Source organism: Micromonospora vulcania, assembly GCF_042658605.1.
Lineage (GTDB): Bacteria > Actinomycetota > Actinomycetes > Mycobacteriales > Micromonosporaceae > Micromonospora > Micromonospora vulcania.
This window is the reverse complement of the sequence record NZ_JBHSQS010000003.1, coordinates 220,736-238,526: the sequence shown is the minus strand read 5'-3', so window position 1 is coordinate 238,526 and position 17,791 is coordinate 220,736. Positions and strand designations below refer to the sequence as shown.

Annotated in this window: 11 protein-coding genes; 2 read left to right on the top strand and 9 right to left on the bottom strand. The window is 68.7% G+C overall.

Annotated elements, in window-relative coordinates:
- Window positions 1-70: 70 nt before the first annotated feature.
- From ACFQGL_RS05945 to ACFQGL_RS05915, 7 genes are all read right to left on the bottom strand, one after another.
- Entirely contained in the window at window positions 71-6,313 is a 6,243-nt protein-coding gene (locus ACFQGL_RS05945; RefSeq protein WP_377506549.1) for a S8 family serine peptidase, read from the bottom strand.
- Window positions 6,270-6,431: a hypothetical protein gene (locus ACFQGL_RS05940; protein WP_377506546.1), complete on the bottom strand. Its 162-nt coding sequence runs from the start codon at window positions 6,429-6,431 to the stop codon at window positions 6,270-6,272. The genes ACFQGL_RS05945 and ACFQGL_RS05940 overlap by 44 nt, the downstream gene beginning before the upstream one ends.
- A gap of 80 nt (window positions 6,432-6,511) precedes the next feature.
- The gene (locus ACFQGL_RS05935) at window positions 6,512-9,406 is read right to left on the bottom strand and encodes an ATP-binding protein (RefSeq protein ID WP_377506543.1); all 2,895 of its coding nucleotides are present in this window, start codon (window positions 9,404-9,406) and stop codon (window positions 6,512-6,514) included.
- 124 nt (window positions 9,407-9,530) lie between these two features.
- A complete protein-coding gene (locus tag ACFQGL_RS05930; protein WP_377506540.1) occupies window positions 9,531-9,824 on the bottom strand; it encodes a DUF1905 domain-containing protein in 294 nt (97 codons plus the stop codon).
- Window positions 9,825-9,828: 4 nt separating this feature from the next.
- Window positions 9,829-10,212 carry a VOC family protein gene (locus ACFQGL_RS05925; protein WP_377506537.1) on the bottom strand — a complete coding sequence of 128 codons (384 nt, stop codon included), beginning with the start codon at window positions 10,210-10,212 and terminating at the stop codon, window positions 9,829-9,831.
- Window positions 10,213-10,387: 175 nt separating this feature from the next.
- Window positions 10,388-11,152 carry an ATP-grasp domain-containing protein gene (locus ACFQGL_RS05920; protein ID WP_377506534.1) on the bottom strand — a complete coding sequence of 255 codons (765 nt, stop codon included), beginning with the start codon at window positions 11,150-11,152 and terminating at the stop codon, window positions 10,388-10,390.
- 111 nt (window positions 11,153-11,263) lie between these two features.
- Entirely contained in the window at window positions 11,264-11,971 is a 708-nt protein-coding gene (locus tag ACFQGL_RS05915; RefSeq protein WP_377506531.1) for a 2OG-Fe(II) oxygenase, read from the bottom strand.
- Between the two features lie 204 nt (window positions 11,972-12,175).
- On the opposite strand from ACFQGL_RS05915, the gene ACFQGL_RS05910 reads away from it, so the two are divergent.
- Window positions 12,176-13,516 (top strand): carbohydrate-binding protein, encoded by a 1,341-nt coding sequence (locus ACFQGL_RS05910; RefSeq protein WP_377506528.1) that lies wholly within the window; start codon window positions 12,176-12,178, stop codon window positions 13,514-13,516.
- A gap of 40 nt (window positions 13,517-13,556) precedes the next feature.
- Here ACFQGL_RS05910 and ACFQGL_RS05905 read toward each other — a convergent pair whose 3' ends face one another.
- On the bottom strand, window positions 13,557-14,195 hold the full coding sequence (locus tag ACFQGL_RS05905) for a vitamin K epoxide reductase family protein (protein ID WP_377506525.1): 639 nt from the start codon (window positions 14,193-14,195) through the stop codon (window positions 13,557-13,559).
- Entirely contained in the window at window positions 14,192-14,854 is a 663-nt protein-coding gene (locus tag ACFQGL_RS05900) for a DsbA family protein (RefSeq protein ID WP_377506522.1), read from the bottom strand. Before ACFQGL_RS05900 ends, ACFQGL_RS05905 begins: the two co-directional genes overlap by 4 nt.
- A gap of 662 nt (window positions 14,855-15,516) precedes the next feature.
- Here ACFQGL_RS05900 and ACFQGL_RS05895 point away from each other — a divergent pair.
- The gene (locus ACFQGL_RS05895; RefSeq protein WP_377506520.1) at window positions 15,517-17,691 is read left to right on the top strand and encodes a HelD family protein; all 2,175 of its coding nucleotides are present in this window, start codon (window positions 15,517-15,519) and stop codon (window positions 17,689-17,691) included.
- Window positions 17,692-17,791 lie beyond the last annotated feature (100 nt).

Genomic DNA, 17,791 nt, shown 5'->3' with positions numbered 1-17,791 from the left:
GTCGCGGTCAGGGCCTCCCCGGAACTTCCGAGGAGGCCCTGACCACTGTTGGTGAACAGGTGTGACTATCTCAGAGGCGCGGGTCCTGCTGAACCTTGAGGGCGTTGAGGATCGGGTCGCTCTCGCCCTTGTCGCGGACAAGCTCGATCTTCAGATCGCCACCGGTGTGCTCGACGGTGACCGTGTTCATGTCAGCGGTCAGCGCACCCGCCTTCGCCTGCACGTCGTGGTCGTAGAGCACGACCTTGCCGTCGGCCAGGACATCGAAGGCACGCTTGCCGGCCTTGACCTTCTCGATCTCCGCGAAGTCGAGGCCGATCCGGTACGTGCCGGCGGGGGCGTTCTTGAACACATAGCTGAACGTATCGCCGGTCCGCTGGGTGCGGAACAGCGCGTCGTCCTCGGTACCGGCGATGTTGGCCTTGGTGGCGTGCGCCTTGCCGCCGACGTAGCCCCAGGGCCGCGAGCCGAGCGCCTGGTCGGGCGCCCAGAAGAAGCCGTCGGCATCGACGTACCCCGACCCGCCCACGTCGACGCCCTTCCAGTACGCGGACGTCGCCAGGCGGACCGGCTTGAGCTGGGTCTCGCCCTTGCCGGCGTTCGACGACACGAGCACGTCTCCGACCAGTACGCCGGGCTTGATGCCGGCGTTGTCCGCCGTCACCGTCACCGTGGTGGACCTACCCGCCGCGAGGGTGACCGTGCCGGTTGCGGCCGAGCCCGTGAGGGTCAACCAGGGAAGGTCGGCGGCCTCGTGCCCACCGTCGCTGGTGCGCTCCTGCTCGCTGACCCGCACGTCGAGCGGGGCGGAGCCGGTGTTGGTCACGGTCACGTCGGCGGTCGCCTTCTGGTTCGGGCCGACGAGCCAGTCGAGGTCACCTGCGGTGACGGTGGCGATGCCCGTGGTCAACGCCGTGTTGACCACCTCGGCCTGATCCTTCTTGGCGATGGTCACCGGGTGGCTCGCAGTGACGTAGTTCGGTGCCTCGACCTGCACGGTGTTCTCACCGACCAGCGCCTGGGCCTTCCAGCGGCCCTTCGCATCGGTGGTGATGACCCGTTCACCGTTCGGCCCCTTGAGCGTGACGATCGCGCCCGCGATCGGCTTGCTGTCGTTCGCGTCGGTGACCGTGCCCTCGATCGTGCCCGCGGACGGGAGGGTGTACTCCAGCCCCAGGCCGGCCTTCAGGATGGGCTGGTTGAAGGAGTACTGGCTCGCGGGGTTGCGGTTCAGGCTCTCCACGCCGACCGTCGCCGACGACCCGCGGGTGAGCGGGTTGTCACCGCCGACGCCGTCGCCGTACCCGATCTGGATCCGGCCGTCCGCGACCAGAGTGACCGAGAAGCTCACCCGAGCCGTCCGGTCATCGTAGAAGGCGACGTTGCGCCATTCGACGACCTGCGCCGCCAGCCCGTCCACCTCGGTCGTCCCGAAGTAGATGCCCGCCTCGTCGTCGACGATGAGGTCGTCCCAAAACGGGTAGACCGCGTCGATCGGGTACGGCGACGGCAGTTCCGTGTTGTTCCCCGGCGTGCTGGCGCGGTCGAAGGTCAGCGTGCCGTTCGTCGTCACGCACACGCCGTCCCAGGCCGTGTCGTAGAACGGTGCCAGGAAGCTGGAGTCGAACCACAGCACGCCGCAGAGGTCGTCGCCGTGCCACCCGGACTCCTCCGTGCCCTGGCGGTAGAGCCCGTCGGTCACCTTCATCGAGTACGAGCGACCGGCGCGGGCGACCGGAACCGGGCCCGGCTCCGGCTGCTCGGGCTGGGGATCTGGCTCCGCCGCGTCCGCACGCGGGTCGAGCGTCACCCGCAGCGCGGCAATGGTCGGGGCCTTCAGTCCCTTCGAGCCTCGCAGTTCCACGGTCAGCGGACCGCCCTCGTGCTTTACGACGGCGGTGCGCCAGTCAGCGGTGTTCGGCCCCACGGCCGCGGCCGGGTCGTACGCGTACTCCGCCAGCGATCCGTCCACGAGGACGTCGAACACCCGCTTGCCCCGGGCCACCTTCTCGATCTCGGCGAAGCCGAGATCGATCGCGTAGGTGCCCTTGGGCGCATCGGGGAAGCGGTAGAACAGCTGCTTGTCGGGCGTGGTGCGCTGCGACTGGAACAGGGCGTCGTCCGTCGTGCCGGCGATGGCAGCCGTCGTGGCGGCGACCTTCGTCTTCCCCTCGTAGCCCCACGCCTTCTTACCGGCGGCCTGGTCGGCGAGCCAGGTGTAGCCGGAGCCGTCGGTGAACTTCGCGCCGCCTGCGTTGACGCCGACCTGGTACTTCGTGGTCGTGAGCGTCACCGGGACGTAGGTCTTGGACTGGCGTCCGGAGTCGGACCTGACCACGATGTTCGCGCCGAGGACTCCCGGCTTGGCGCCCTTCGAGGAGATCGAGACCTTGACGGTCGTCGACTGGCCCGGGGCGAGGGTGCCGCCGGCCGAGGAGAGCGACAGCCACGGCAGGTCGGTGAGCAGGTCGTCCTCGACGTCGACCAGCACGACGTCGTCGGCGACCTGGTCCACCGCCCACAGCGCACCGGTCGAGTCGGTCTCCAGGCCGCCGCCCTGGCCGGCCTTCTGGCCCGGGAACCACCACGCGTTCACCAGCGAGCAGTCGTCGGGGTCGACCTGCAGCAGGCGGGTGGGCCGGTTTGAGGTGAGGTCGGTGTACCAGATGGTGTCGGACGCCTGGTTGTAGGCCAGGCCCATCACCTCGGGCAGCGGCGGGGCGCAGAAGGACAGCAGCGCGCCGGGGTTGTCGTGCGACGTCCCGGCGACGGTTCCGATCATGCCGTTCGCCCGGCCACCGACGTAGAACACGTCCTCGGTCGGGTTGTAGGCGAGCCCGGTCAGCTGCAGCGTGGACCAGTCACCCTTGACCTGCCGGGTCTCCTTCCCGGTCTCCCGGCTGAAGCAGTGGATGTAGCTGGCCGGGCTGTCCTCCATCTGGCACATGTCACCGGTCTTGGTGTCGAGTGCCATGTCGAACGCCCGGTACGCGGGGTTCCACGACGCGTCGAAGACCTTCCCGGTCGGCTTACCCGTCACCGTGTAGGCGGTGTTGGTCCGCGCGTTGTAGTCGTGGACCCAGACGTCACCGTCGTACCCGATGCCGGAGGGCTCCTTGTCCTCGATCCTGCCCGGGATGGCGATCCGGGTGATGACGTCTCCGCCGGAGGTCACGCCGACCTTGCCGGCCGCCTGGGCTTCCGCTGCGCTCGCCGTCGCCGCCGTGCCGTCGACGTTCGACGGCTTCATGCCGCTCGCGCCGGTCTTCCACGCGGCGAGGTCGATCCTGCTGTCCGCGCCCTTCCCGGTACGCCCGGTGGTGCCGGCGGCGTCAAGGTCGGGGTGCCGCGCGGCCTCGCCCAGGTTGTAGGTGAGTGGGGCGGAACCGTTGTTGGTCAGCGTCAGCGAGCCCACACCGTTCTGGTCGGTGCCCAACACGGCGTCGAGGCCGTCGGCCTTCAGGTCGGCGACGCCCGTGGTCAGACGCGCGTCGATCTTGACGCTCGCGTAGAGCTTGTCGAGGGAGAAGGGGTACGCCGCGGTCGTGTAGTTCGGCGTGTCGACCGTCATGGTGTAGTCGCCGACGGGAAGCTGGCGGTGCACGATGCCGGTCCCGTTGGTCGTGACGGTTTCGACGAGCCCAGACTTGTTCGTGAAGGAGACCTTGGCCCCGGCCACCGGCAGCCCGTCGTTCTTGTCGACGACGGTCGCGTCGAGGTACCCGAAGTCAGGCATGTCGTAGGTGACGATCATCCCGTCGCGCAGCACCGGGGCGCTGTCGGAGAACCGGATGCCGTCGACGCCGGCCCAGCCCTGTATGCCGGTAACGGCGTGGGCGCCGGCGGTCACCGGGTCGTCGGCCCCGATGCCGTCACCGTAGCCGAAGGTCACGGTGCCGGAGCGGGTGAGCGTGGCCGAGTAGCTGACCGGCTCGGTGTACTCCGACCGGTCCGGATAGGCCCAGAGTTTGGCGTTGCGGAACTCGACGACGAACGCGTCCTCGCCGTTGACCTTGGTGGCTGCCGTGAAGACTCCTCCACCGGGGGCGAACTCGACGGGGGTCTGGACGTAGAACGGGAAGATGCCCGCACCGCCGCTACCGGGTCCGGTGCTGGTGTCCGGGGAGATCACGCCGCGCAGGCTGATACCGAGGGTGTCGTGGCTGCCGTTGTAGAGCGCGATCGGGAACGGCAGCTGCACGGTCGCCCACACGCCGTTGGTGAAGGCGACCGGGGCGGTGCCGCGCAGGTATTCGCCTTCGGAGACGGCGCAGCTGTAGCCGCCCTCGTCGACGACGAGCCCGACGGGGATCTCGCGCGACTCGTTCTGCGCGCCGACGGTCAGCGGGAGGCTCGTGGGCGAGAAGCAGGCGTTGGGCTTGACGTTCAGCGTGTACCCGCCCTCGGGGACAGCGCCGATCGTGAACGCGCCGTTGGCATCGGTACGCACCGACTTCAGCGGCGTGTCCTTGACGGAGACGTCGGCGTTCGGGACGGGCTTCTTCTTGTCGTCGACGACCCTGCCGCTGATGTCGTGCCTCGCGGCGGCCGTGAGCGGCAGCTTGACGGAGGTGTCCTGGCCGAGGGTGATCGTGACGTTGGCGGTCGCGGTCAGGTAGCCGAAGATCTTGGTGCTGAGCTGGTAGTCGCCGACCGGCAGGTTCGTGGTGAACCGGCCGTCCTTGTCGGTTCCGATCGACCGGCTGAACGGTCCGCTGATCGTCACCTCGGCGGCGGGGACCGGAGCGCCGTTGGCGGTGACGACACCGGTGAGGGTGCCGCCCTTGCGGGGCGCGAGCTCGAGCAGGCGGACGAGGTCCAGCCGGCCTTCGCCGTACTTGTTGTTGACCTCGGCGGTGCCGCCGCACTCGGTGTCGTCGACGTCGACGGCCGACTCGGCGAGCAGGCGGCGGGTCTCCTCGACCTGCCCGATGAGGGTCGGGTCGTAGCTCCAGAGCGCCGCGACGGCGCCGGCGACGTGCGGGGCCGCCATCGAGGTGCCGGACATCTCGACGTAGCTGTTGTTCGGGTAGGACGATCGGACGCCGTCGCCCGGTGCGGAGATCTCGGGTTTGATCCGGCCACCCTCACCCTCGCCCTTGCGGGAGAACAACGCGAGCGTGCCGTCCGACGAGTAGGCGCCGACGGAGTAGGCACTCTCGGCGGAGCCGGGCGAGGAGACGGTGTCGCAGGCCGCGTACGGCACGGTGTTGCCCGACGACCAGACGCTGAAGATGCCGGCGGCGCTCCAGGCATCGTCGATGGCCTGGAAGAAGTCGTTGAAGTTGTGCTCGTCGGTCTGGCCCCACGAGTTGTTGATGACGTGCGGGCGCTTGGACGGGTCCGGGTTGCTCCCGTGGACGTCGGTCGGGGCGAGCAGCCACCAGCCGGACTGGAGCAGCGACTCGACACCGGTGCTGTCGCAGCAGCCGTTCGTCGCGATCCACTGCGCGTCCGGGGCGACACCGACATGGTTGGTGCCGTCGTCGCCGACCATGGTGCCCATGGTGTGCGTGCCGTGTCCGTTGTCGTCGCACGGCGCATCCGCACACGTGCCCCGGGTGGCCATCCAGTTGTAGTTGTGGTCGACGGTGCCGTCGGGCTTCGTGCCGCGGTACTGGTGCATCAGGGCCGGGTGGTCGAACTGGACGCCCGAATCGAGGTTGGACACGGTGATGCCCGCGCCGGTGGCGCCCATGGCCCAGGCCTGCGGGGCGTGGATGGCGTCCAGACCCCACGTGGAGGTGCCCTCCGCGCCGGCCTTCGGGGCGGCCGGGCGGGCAGCCTGCTCAGCTGGGCTCTTCTCGTCGACGGGCTTGACCAGCGCGACCTGCGGCGTCGCGTGGATCTCGGCGACCTGCGCCTTCGAGGCCACGTTGAGGGCGAGCTTCTCGTTGCCTCCCTTGACGAGCACCGTGTTGGCGATCGGGTAGGAGGTGTATTTGACGCCTGCCCGGTCGAGTTCGCTGGAGACGGATGCCAGGGAGTTCTTCGCCGCCGCGGTCAGCGCGTCGTAGACGAACTGACCACGGGCGGCCCAGTCGGTGACCTTCTTGGCCGGCTCAAGGTCGGCTTCGGTGCCGAACGTGATCCAGAAGTCGGACACCGGCTGCGCGCGGAACCGGTCCTTCAGGTTAGGGGCGATCTTGTTGGCGGGGGCGCCTGGATCCGGCTCAGCGGCGGACGCCGGTGGTGCCTGGATCAGGCTCAGGCCAACCGCCGCGGCCAGCGAAGCCGCGAGGGCTTTGAGTTTCATGGGGGTCCTCCGCCTACAGGGGTTGGTAGGGGTCGTGGTTCTTGTGGCCGTCGGCACCGTCGCCACCGTCGGCGTCGCGGGCGTCGGGAGCGCCGACGCGCGGCTCGCGGGGCAGCTCAGGTGGTGGCGGGCGCTCGATGGCGGCATCGTCGGGCGTGACTGGTCGCTCAGGCACGCATTGCCCCGGGGCTATGAATCATGGAGCCATGCTCGGGGGGACGAGTGGCCGTCGCTATCCAGCGGATACGTCAATTTTCACGACGGGTCGTCGAGGGAGTCCTCTTCTGCGAACACTCCGGCCTCTACCGCCTTGACCGCGAGCGCGGTCCGGGAGGTCACCTTCAACTTGCGCATCGCCGCACGCAGCTGCTGGTCCACCGTGGCCGGCGACTTGGCCAGGATCCGGCTGATCTCCCGGTTGGTCTTGCCGGCGACGACCAGTTGGACCACGTCGAGCTCGCGCGGTGAGAGCTGGTCGCCGTACCCTCGTCGACCGCCGCGCCACAGGCGCGGAACCTCGGCGCCGTGTTCGCGAAGCCGCTGTGCGACCCGGTCCGCGTCGCCACGGGCGCCGAGCCTGAACAGTTGCTCGTACTGTGCGGCCAGCAACTCTCGGCCGTGTTCGATGCGTCCTTGCGCGATGAGCGCCTCGGCCTGACGCTCACGGGCGAGCATGGCGTCGTAGGGGCGCGGCAACGCGCTCCAGGCGCGCGCCGCCCGATCGTATGCCGTCGCCGCGCGGGCGTGGTCTCCGGCTGCGGCGAGCAGCAGGGCACGGCAGACGGCGAGCGCGGCGCGGGGCGCAGGTGCCGTACGGCCACGCAGTCCTCTGGCAAGCTGGTCGCCCAGGCGTGTCGCGGTATTGAGGTCGCCGGCGGCGAGGTGCGCCTCGATCCGGGCGGGGACGAGGTCCGTCGCCCAGATCCAGATGCCCTTTCTCCGGACGGTGTCCATCGGCTCGCTGGTGATCTGCAGGGCCCGGCCGCTGTTTCCGTCCGCCAGCCACAGTCTGGCCAGCGCGGCGGCTGCCTCCATCGTGTCGTCCGCTGCGCCGAGACGGGCGGACTCCTCGAGCACTAGGCGGAACTGCTCCTCCGCGGCACGCCGCCGTCCGGCTGCGGCTGCCAGCCGGGCCGCGAGCCGGATGCTGCCGAGGTAGTGCGCCGGCCGGTCCCGGTCGGCGTCGGCGAGTGCCGCACTCTGTTCCGCGAGCCCCTCCCACCGGCCGGTGAGCCACGCCAGGTTCGCCTGTTCGAGTCGGACGTTGTGGTGCAACCGGAACGCCTGCTCGGTCTCGGCAATGTCCAGGGCCACGGCGAGGTGCTTGTCCGCGTCGGCGTACCGGCCCCAGATCACCGCGCCGGTCCCGACGTTGGTGTGGATGCGGGCGACGTCGAGACGTTCCGCCGTGGTCGTACCGTCGATGGGCAGGCTGGCGGCGACCTCCCAGGCCTCCTCTTCGCCGAGCATGAGCAACGCTGCGGCTCGGTTGCCGGCCAGGTTCAGCCGCTGGGCGGGAGAGTCGAATTCGGTGGTGAGTTCCGCGGCGCGATCCAGCCAACGCCGATGGGTCGACGCCGGCCACGGTCCCGCATAGGCCCATCCGAGGTAGGTCATTGCCCGGGCCGCCTCGACCGGGTCATGGTCGAGGTTGGCCACCGCCTGCTCGAGCTCGCTGAGCGCGGCCTGCGCCTCACCCGCGGTGATCAGGAGCCGACCCAGGGGGTTGCGGATCTCGGCCTGCTGGCGGGCGGAGAGACCAGGGGTCTCCAGCACCGAGCGCAGGGTACGGATCACCCGGTGGTGAACCTGGTCGACCGGCTCACGTCGGCCCAGTGCGGCTACTCCGGCGATGCGCGCTATCCGTGCCCGATCCGCCCGCGGCAGCACGGCCCACGACAACAGATCGACCAGCATGTCGACGGCCTTGGTGTGGTCACCCGATGCCATGGCCAGCTCGGCACCCTGCTCGGCGTAACGCGCCCAGGACTGCGTCTCACCCGCTTCACGGAAGTGGTGTGCAAGGCGTGCGACAGGCTGCGGGTGAATGTTCTCCAAGGCACGGCCGGCCAGCAGGTGGATGCGTCTGCGGTCGGTCAACGGGATCGCCTCGTAGACAGCCGTGGCGGCCAGCACATGCCGGAATCGCCACTGGCCGCGGTCGTCTGCGTCCAGGACCCCGGCGCCGGCGGCTTCCGCGATGGCACCTCGACACTCAGCGGGTGACAGTCCGGCGGTCACCGCGATCGTGGCCGCCGAGGACCGCTCAGCCAACGTGGCCGCGGCTCGCAACACCTGCTGCGCCGGCGGCGACAGACGACCCACCCGCTCCCGGGTGGAGTCGCGCACCGTTGGCGGCACCCGTAGCTCGCGCAGCTTCAGCCGGACCCACTGCCCGTCGCGGAAGACGAGGTCGCCGCGGTCGCACATGAGGCGAACCGACTCCTCCAGCGCCAGAGGAACACCACCGGTCCGCTCGTGCATGAACGTCGCGAACTCCTGCGATATCGGGTTGCCGTCCAGCATCGAGGACACCAGCGCTGCCGTGTCGTCGGGTCGCATCGGCGCCAGGGCGATCCTCAGCTGGGTCACGCCGGCGGGCAACCGGGACGTCAGCCGCAGCAACAGCGACCCGTCGTCCACCTCCTCCGGCCGATAGGAGATCACGAGGTTTGGCCCGTCCGTCTGCTGCCGGGAGGTGACGAACAGCAGGAACTCCAGGGTCATCTCGTCGGCCCAGTGGGCGTCCTCGAGCACGAGAACGTCGACACGCAGGGCCCGCAGCAGCTCGTCCAGGGCGCGGAACAGGCGATGCCGTGCCGCCTTCGCATCGTCCAAGGGCTGCAGTGCGGGCGGCAGGTCCGAGGACCATTCGGGGAACAGCGGCCGTAACGCACCCGCGAGCGCGGTGAGCGGCAGTCGCGACACCGGACGGTCGACCCCACCGAACGCGTCGACGATCGGCCCCAAGGTCAGCGACTCGCGAAGCGGTGGGCACACCGAGACCAGGGCGGTGCGCTGGTCCGGGGCCGCCAACCACTCCCGCAGCAGTCGACTCTTCCCGATTCCCGCCTCGCCCTCCACCAGCACGATCGCCGGTGGCCGGGCCAAGGCGCCCCGTAGCGCCGCCAGTTCCCGATCACGACCCACGAAATCCGGCGTGGAAACCGTCGGTGAAGTTTCGTCGTCCTCGGGCGAGGGGTCGAGCATGCGTGATGATCTCGCTTTTCGACGCCCAGGCGCAAGTACAGGGCAGCGACTCACGTTGCGGGATCTACCCGGCCCGGACGACCAGGCGGACGTGCACGACGTCGGCGAGGGCGATGTCCTCCTTGTTGCGCACCGAGTCCCGCAGCGGGAGAACGTAACCCCCGTCCTTCGGGAACAACGAGGTCCGCCACCGGCTCCGCCCGAGCCGAACCTCCACCGGAATCATGCCCCAGCCGTAGGTGACCACCGAGGCCAACTGGCGCACCATGTCGACGCCCTCGGGTGGGATCGTCACGAAGTGGTACGGCGACGGCCCTCGCCATTCCCACACGGCGCCCTCGAACTCGTACTCCGTCACGGCATCAGGCGACACAGAACTCGTTGCCCTCGGGGTCCTGCATGACGACGTGCCCCAAGACGTCGCCGTAAGACTCCTCGCGGACCACCATCGCGCCGGCGGACACCAGCTCGGGCACCTTCTGCCGGATCAGTCGTGCACGCTCGGTCATGTCCCAGGGGCCTGGGCCGGCCACCCGTACGTCGATGTGCATCCGGTTCTTGGCGGTCTTGCCCTCGGGCACCTTCAGGAAGCCGATGGCGGGCCCCCTACCGTCCGGGTCGACGATGGACGCGTTGTCAGGCTCGTCGAAGCCAGGCTCCTTGACGTACCCCAGGGCACGGGCCCAGAAGGCGGCAAGCTGCTGGGGATCGTCGGCATCGCATCCCAAGGTCCAGTGGTTTGCCATGGCGCCAACTTACGTACCCCAGGACACGCTGTCATCAGTAGTTGCGATGGCACCTGCGCCCGCTCGGCAGGACGCTGCGAAGCGCACGCCTCGCGGCAGACAAGCGCCCAGGTCAACCTAAGGGACGTCTCGCCCTGCCCGAGGTGATCCGTACACCGGCTTGGACCTGCTGGGCTTAAAGTGCAGCGGTCAGCTGAGGTCGTCGGATGAACTGTCGGTCACGAGCGGTGACCGACGCCGTTGGGCCGGCCGCTCGGAGGACGACATCGAGGACCAGGTCTGGGTCCGCTACGTAGGCGCCGCTGGCCCATGCGGCATTTGCCTCGATCACGGCCCAGTGGCCGTCGACCAGTCCGATGTCCACGACGATGGCGGAGGGCAACGTGTGCCCGTATCCGGCAATGAGATCGGCACCGAAGGCTAGCGCGTCGGTCGACGGAGGGCCGAGGTGCAACCGGCCGTGCTTGGCGTACTGACTGCCTGCGTAGACAACAGCGTCGAGCACGTGTAACCGGTATTCGGCGGTGAAGTCGACGATGTCGCTGACGAGCACTGGAGTCTGCCGGTCGACAGCATCCGGGCCGGGCAGGCGGGAGCCATCGGTGTAGATCATGGCCGGTATGTTCTTGTCGTTGGGCGACTTGATGAACGCCGGTCGACGCAGTTCGTAGGCCTCGCCGATGGCGACCAAGGTGATTTCGCGGCGGGTAAGTTCACGAGGAAGGCCAGTCAACCAGCCAGGTTCAGCCTCCAGGGGCGCGATCCCGAGCAGAGGTGCGACGACGTCGGCGAAGCTCGGTCCCGCATGAAGGTGATCAGCACGCAACCCGGCGGGTACGTCGAAGGTGCGGAGCTGGACGCTGCGTAGTCCACGCCGATGAGCGGCGTCGCGCAAGCTCTGAGCCGAGGCCGTCAGGCGCGGCGGCAGGACAAGTGTCACAGCCGATGATCCTGCCCCAACACATCGTCGCAGTCATGACGGTTTGCTGCTCGCTGGCGACCTCGACGAGGTCGCGTCGGGACCGCAAGGTGGAGGGCGAGCGGCCCGGGATCACCTGCTGAAGAGCTGCTCGTCCAGGCCGGCCGGCCGGACCGTCTCCGGGCAGGACGGTGAGTAGTAGTTCATCGTCACGACCGCGCGCAGGGCATCGACGCGCCGCATCGGCTCCACGTAGTGGGCGTGCGCCCGGGCGTCGAAGAAGTAGAGCTGCCCGCGTCTGGGGTAGATGACGCCACAGTCGGCGTTCACCTCGTCGACGTTGCGCGCGGCCGGATCTCGGGCCACCACCAGGCCGCCGCCGGTCTCCTCGGACAGGTCGGTCAGGTAGAGCAGGCCCTGCATCGGGTTGCTGTCCACGTGGCACGGATAGCGCTCGCCGTCGCCGCGCAGAATGTTCAAGCTCAGCGCCCGGTTGACCGTGCTCGTGGTGTGCAGTTCCTCCTCGGTCATCCGGCCCGCCAGATCACGGAACCACCCGCCATACAGCTCGTGGAGCCAGGGCGCCTCCCGGCGCAGTTCCTCACCGTTCACCGCCTCCAGGGAGATCTCGACGTCCGGCACCTCCCGGGCGGTGCTCATGGTGGGACGGAAGCTGTGCCGGGTCGCCTTGCGGTGCGCCAGGTCCAGCAGCTCGGTGTCCCAGCCTGCGGGCAGCACGGCGCCGACGTCGTAGACGTGCCAGTGGAAGGGCAACAGGGTGGGAGGCTGCCACTCGGCGAACGCCTCGGCGGTCGTCTTCGGTAGTGAGACCTCGCGCATCGGATCCTCCCGTCGGGAGATTACGGCAGGGGCGTACCCGGTGCCTACCACCCGCAAAGGGCCTGGAGTCCGACGTGGCAGCGCATCCAACGTCTACGGCTACCGACGCCAACTTTCCCGGGATCTGTAAACAACCCTTGATATTAAACTTCATGAACGTCAATATGTGGAGGTCGCGGGTCATCGAAGCCTGGGGAGTGAGCCATGAGAAGCCGTCGGATTTTCGCAGTGGTAGCCGGGGCGGCGATCACCCTCACGGCCGCCGTCGCCTTCGTCCCCAGCAGCATGGCGGCCGTGTCCTCGGCCAACGCCGTCCCGATGGTCGCCTGCACCGCCCCGGCCTGGGCCGAGGGCACCACCTACCAGGCGGGTGCCCAGGTCACCTATGGCGGCCGGCTCTACCAGGCCCTGGTCACCCACACCGCGTACCCCGGAGCCGGCTGGAACCCCGCCGCGACCCCGTCGTTGTGGCGTGACCTGGGCGCGTGCTCCGGAGGCACTCCCCCGCCCACCACGCCCCCACCGACGACCCCGCCGCCCACCACGCCACCACCGACCACGCCTCCCCCCACCACGCCGCCGCCGACCGGTGGCACCTGCGCGGTGAAGTCACGGCCCGCCGGCAAGGTGTTGCAGGGCTACTGGGAGAACTGGGACGGCGCCTCCAACGGCGTACACCCCGGCCTCGGCTGGATCCCGATCACCGACAGCCGGCTAGGCCAGCACGGCTACAACGTGATCAACGCGGCGTTCCCGGTGATCCGCTCGGACGGCACGGTGCTCTGGGAGAACGGCATGGACGCTGGCGTGAAGGTCGCCACCCCGACCGAGATGTGCCAGGCCAAAGCAGCCGGCGCCACCATCCTGATGTCGATCGGCGGGGCCGCCGCGGGCATCGACCTGAGCTCCACCGCGGTCGCCGACCGGTTCATCGCAACGATCGTGCCGATCCTGACTGCCTACCACTTCGACGGCATCGACATCGACATCGAGACCGGCCTGACCGGCAGCGGCAACATCAACACCCTGTCCACGTCGCAGGCCAACCTGATCCGGATCATCGACGGCGTGCTGGCCCGGATGCCGTCCAACTTCGGTCTGACCATGGCACCGGAGACGGCCTACGTCACCGGCGGCAGCGTGGTCTACGGCTCGATCTGGGGCTCGTACCTGCCGATCATCAAGAAGTACGTGGACAACGGCCGGCTCTGGTGGCTGAACATGCAGTACTACAACGGCAGCATGTACGGCTGCGCCGGCGACTCGTACCCGGCGGGCACCGTGCAGGGCTTCACGGTGCAGACGCAGTGCCTGAACAACGGCCTCACCATCCAGGGCACCACCATCCGCGTGCCGTACGACAAGCAGGTCCCGGGTCTGCCCGCGCAGAACGGGGCGGGCGGCGGCTACATGTCGACGTCGCTGGTCACGCAGGCCTGGAACTCCGTACCCGGCCTCAAGGGTCTGATGACCTGGTCGGCGAACTGGGACGGGTCGAAGAGTTGGACCTTCGGCGACAACGTGAAGGGGCTGCAGGGCCGCTGACGGGTGATAGCGCAGGGCGAGCCCGAGAGCGGTGGACGGGCTAGACGAGGGTGCTCCAGTAGCTCCAGAAGCGGGTCAGGATCGCGATCAGGACGATCGCGTACCAGGCGGTGAGAATCAGGCTGTGGTAGGTGGCGACTGCGGCGGCGACCCGCCGCACGGGCCCGGGGAGCACGCCGCCGTGCTGGCGCAGGGCGCGCACCGTGACGTAGAGGAAGATCGGGATGGTGACGGCCCAGACGAGCATGCAGTAGGGGCACAGGGCGCCGATGACGTAAAGGCTCTGGTAGATCAGCCAATGTACGAAGATCACGCCGAACGTCGCGCCGGCCTGTAGACCCAGCCAGAACCAGCCGGGCAGTCGCGCACCGGCCAGCAGGACGACGCCGATCGTGGCGACCGCGGCGAAACCCGCGATGCCGATCAGCGGGTTGGGGATCCCGAACGCCTCGGCCTGGGGTGTGGTCATGACCGAACCGCAGGACAGGATGGGGTTGATACTGCAGCTCGGCACGTAACCGGGGTCGGCGAGCAGGTTGATTTTCTCGACGATGAGGATCGCGGCGGCGAGCAACCCGACAACCCCGCCGACGGCGCAGATCCAGGCGGTGACCCGGGACAGGAAACCCTGTTCTGGCAAGGTCCGTTCGGTCTGCCGCTCGGTGGTTGCGGCGCTCATTCGGCCAGCGCGGCGTCGATGGCGGCGACGAGGTCGTCCTGGCCGCGCAGGTCGGTCAGTTGCTGGCCGTTGAGGAAGAACGTCGGCGTGCCCTGCACGCCAGCGGCTGCGCCGTCGGACTTGTCCTTGGCGACCCGCGTGGCCGTGGCCGGGTCGTCGAGATCACGCTGGAAACGCGGCAGGTCCAGTCCGAGGGTACGGGCGTAGCCGAGGAACACCTCAGTCTGTGGCTGCTCCTTGTGACTCCAGTTGGTCTGGTTCTCGAACAGCTGGGCGTACATGTCGGCGAAGCGGCCCTGGTTCGCGGCGGCCTGAGCGGTGCGCGCGGCCAGATCTGCGTTCGGGTGACTCGGGATCGGGAAGTACCTGACCACGACGGTGATGCGGCTCTCGTAGGTGGCCAAGACCTGCTTGACCGCCGGGTACGCGGCGGCGCAGGACTCGCACTCGAAGTCGAGGAACTCCACCAGAGTCACCTTGCCGTCCGCGGCGGTGGACAGCCGGTGGCTGTCCTCACGCACCAGCACCGTTGAATCGATGCCGCCCGCGTCGGTGGTCGCGACGCGCGGTTGGTCGGGACGGTTGACGGTCAGCAGCCCGCCGACCACGAGCACCACCACCGCGATCAACGCCAAGGTCAAGCGAGCGTTCCTCGTCATCTTCCCGTCCTCGTCCGCCGCGTGGAACAACGTGACCAGCCCGCCCGACATCGAACGGCGGTGTCCGATCCAGACGATACGGAGACGGCTGTACCGACTTGCTGTCAGATTCCTGAGACCGAGCGAGCGTCGCCGCCGGGCGGACCAACCTAATACTACGGTACGTAGTAGCGGTGCGAGACGATCGGCCTGGTCCGCACCGAGCCGGGCCCGAGAGGAAGCGGCACGCCAATTCTGGTCAACCAGAACGCGTACTGACACTCCTTTACGTCCCGCGCTTGCTCCCCGCATTTCGACAATTTTGAGGATGCGATTACGGATGCGATTTCAGAAGGAGCCCCGCGCCCGGCCTGCCCGTCCGAGGCGGACTGCGGACTGCCCAGCTCCGGGTTCGTCGGCCCGATAGCGCTGGCGTCGTGGATCCACTTCATGGGTGACGTCTGGCTGGTCGGGGCGCACCCGCAGATCAGATATGGACCGGACTGTCAATAGACGATTCGAGGTTGGGTGAGGCCACAAGCGACCCTGAACTGCAAGGCGTTGAGACCACCATCTCTGCCGGCAGATTCGCTGGCCGACAGGGGAAACCGACCCTATGCTTGCCGCCGGAATGCACTGCGGCTCAGCCGGGCCGAGGGGAACGCCAATACAAGGATTTGCGAATGCGCCGGAAGTCTGCTCTGAACAACAGCGCTGCTGGCATCGGCGAAGTAGCACCGGACGACGCACCGCCGACCCGTACCGCAGAAGGCGTCGCGCGCCGCTCGGCGGTCGCCGAGGAACAGGCGTTTCTCGACCTGGCCACGGCCCGCCGCAACAGGCTGGTCGACCATCTGCAGGTCGAGCTCTCGTCAGAGGCCCAGGACGCGTTGGAACGGGCCCGGCAGCGCATGCTCCGCCAGCAGTACGAAGAGCTGCGGGGAGCACGGGAAGGGCTGGTCTTCGGCCGCCTCGACGGCCTTGATGGGACGGTGCGGCACGTAGGCCGTGTCGGTCTCCGCAACGACGGTGAGGACGGCGAGCCACTGCTGGTCGATTGGCGCGCTCCCGCGGCTCGGCCGTTCTACACCGCGACGGCTGTCGACCCACAAGGTCAGGCACGACGTCGTCACATACGCACGACGGGTTCGACCGTCGTCGGCGTGGACGACGAGCCACTGGACGGGACGATGACGGCGGAACTCGTCGGCGAAGGCGCTCTTCTCGCCGCCCTCGACCAGCGGCGCACCGGTCGCATGACGACAGCGATCTCCACGCTGCAACGCGAACAGGACGACATCATCCGGGCTGAGGCGACCGGCCCGCTGATCGTTCAGGGCGGTCCCGGCACCGGCAAGACCGTGGTTGCTCTGCACCGCGTCGCCTACCTGCTGTTCGCCCACCGCAGGATGGCCGAACAAGCGGTCCTGGTCCTCGGCCCCTCGCCGCGGTTCCTGCAGTACATCGCCCAGGTCCTACCCGCGCTCGGTGAGACCGCCGTCGTTTCGGCAACCTGCGACACCCTGCTGACCGACATCCACGTGGGCCGCGACGAGAGCCGACTTCTCGCCGAGATCAAGGGCCGCGCCCTCTGGCAGCCCGCACTCGAAAGCTACGTCGCGGCGCTGCTCCCCCGACCCCGCGAGCTGAAGCTGCGTTGGGAGGGCGAGTTCTACGTCATTCCAGCCGCAACCGTGGCGCAGGCGCTCGCCTCCGCGGTACAGGGCCGCCCGTACCACCGCGCCCGCGCGGCGTTCGCCGAGCAGGTGCACCACCTCCTTGCCGATGTCGTCGCCGAGCAGCGTGAGGCGCTGATGGACGAGATGGAGGAGGGTTTCGAGGACATCCTCGCCCGCGTCGACAAGAGCCTCGGGCATGACGACCACTCCACCCGGACGTCCACCGGCAGCGACATCGACGGATTGCTCTCCGAGGAGGAGATCGAGAACCTGCGTTGTCGTATTGCCGGCAACAGCACCATCGCCCGGTTCATCGAGGCTTGGTGGCCCACCCTCGACACCGAAACCCTGCTCGGTGATCTCCTGACCGACCGCGCCTTGCTGGCCCGGTTCGCCCCACACCTGTCCCCCGAGGAGATCACCGCCGTCTCGGCCGAGCCCGCCCCATGGGCATCGAGCGACATCCCACTGCTCGACGCCCTCGCCGACCTGCTCGGCGAGGTCGACGCCCCGCAACCACAGGGCGAGTTCGTCGCCGACCGCGCTCGCCGACAGCGCGGCTGGGTGTACGGCCACGTCGTCGTCGACGAGGCGCAGGAGTTGTCGGAGATGCAGTGGCACATGGTTCTGCGGCGCTGTCCCAGTCGCTCCATCACCGCCGTTGGCGACATCGACCAAACCGAGGCAGCGCACCGGCACACCAGCTGGGCACAAGCGGTGCGGGCCGTCTTCGGAGACCGCTGGACCGCCGCGGAACTCACCATCTGCTACCGGACCCCGCGTGAGGTCATGGACCTCACCGAGCCGGTCTTGACGAAAGCTGGCAGCCACAACACGCCGCCACGAGCGGTACGCTCCTCCGGCATCGCGCCCTGGGAGCTCACGATCACACCCGCCGAGCTCGCCGACGCCGCCGCCCAAGCTGTGCGGCAGCTGCAGCAACGCTGGCGCGGTGGCACAGTCGGCGTCATCGCCCCCGCCGACCGCATCGCCGAGCTCGCGGCTGCGCTGAGCGATGTGCCAGTGCTCACCGCAACCCAGTCCAAGGGACTGGAATGGGACGCGACGCTACTCATCGACCCCCGAGGCATCGCCGCCGAACCGCGCGGCTGGAACGGCCTCTACGTCGCGCTCACCCGATGCACTCAGGAACTCGGACAGCTGATACCCCTTGGGTGACCGTGAGGTGCCCTACCTCCGGAGCCGAACCTCGCTCGGGCATGACCTGCTGGCGGCGGTTGCGTACCGCAATAGGCCGTTCTTGGTGCGGCGCGGCTTG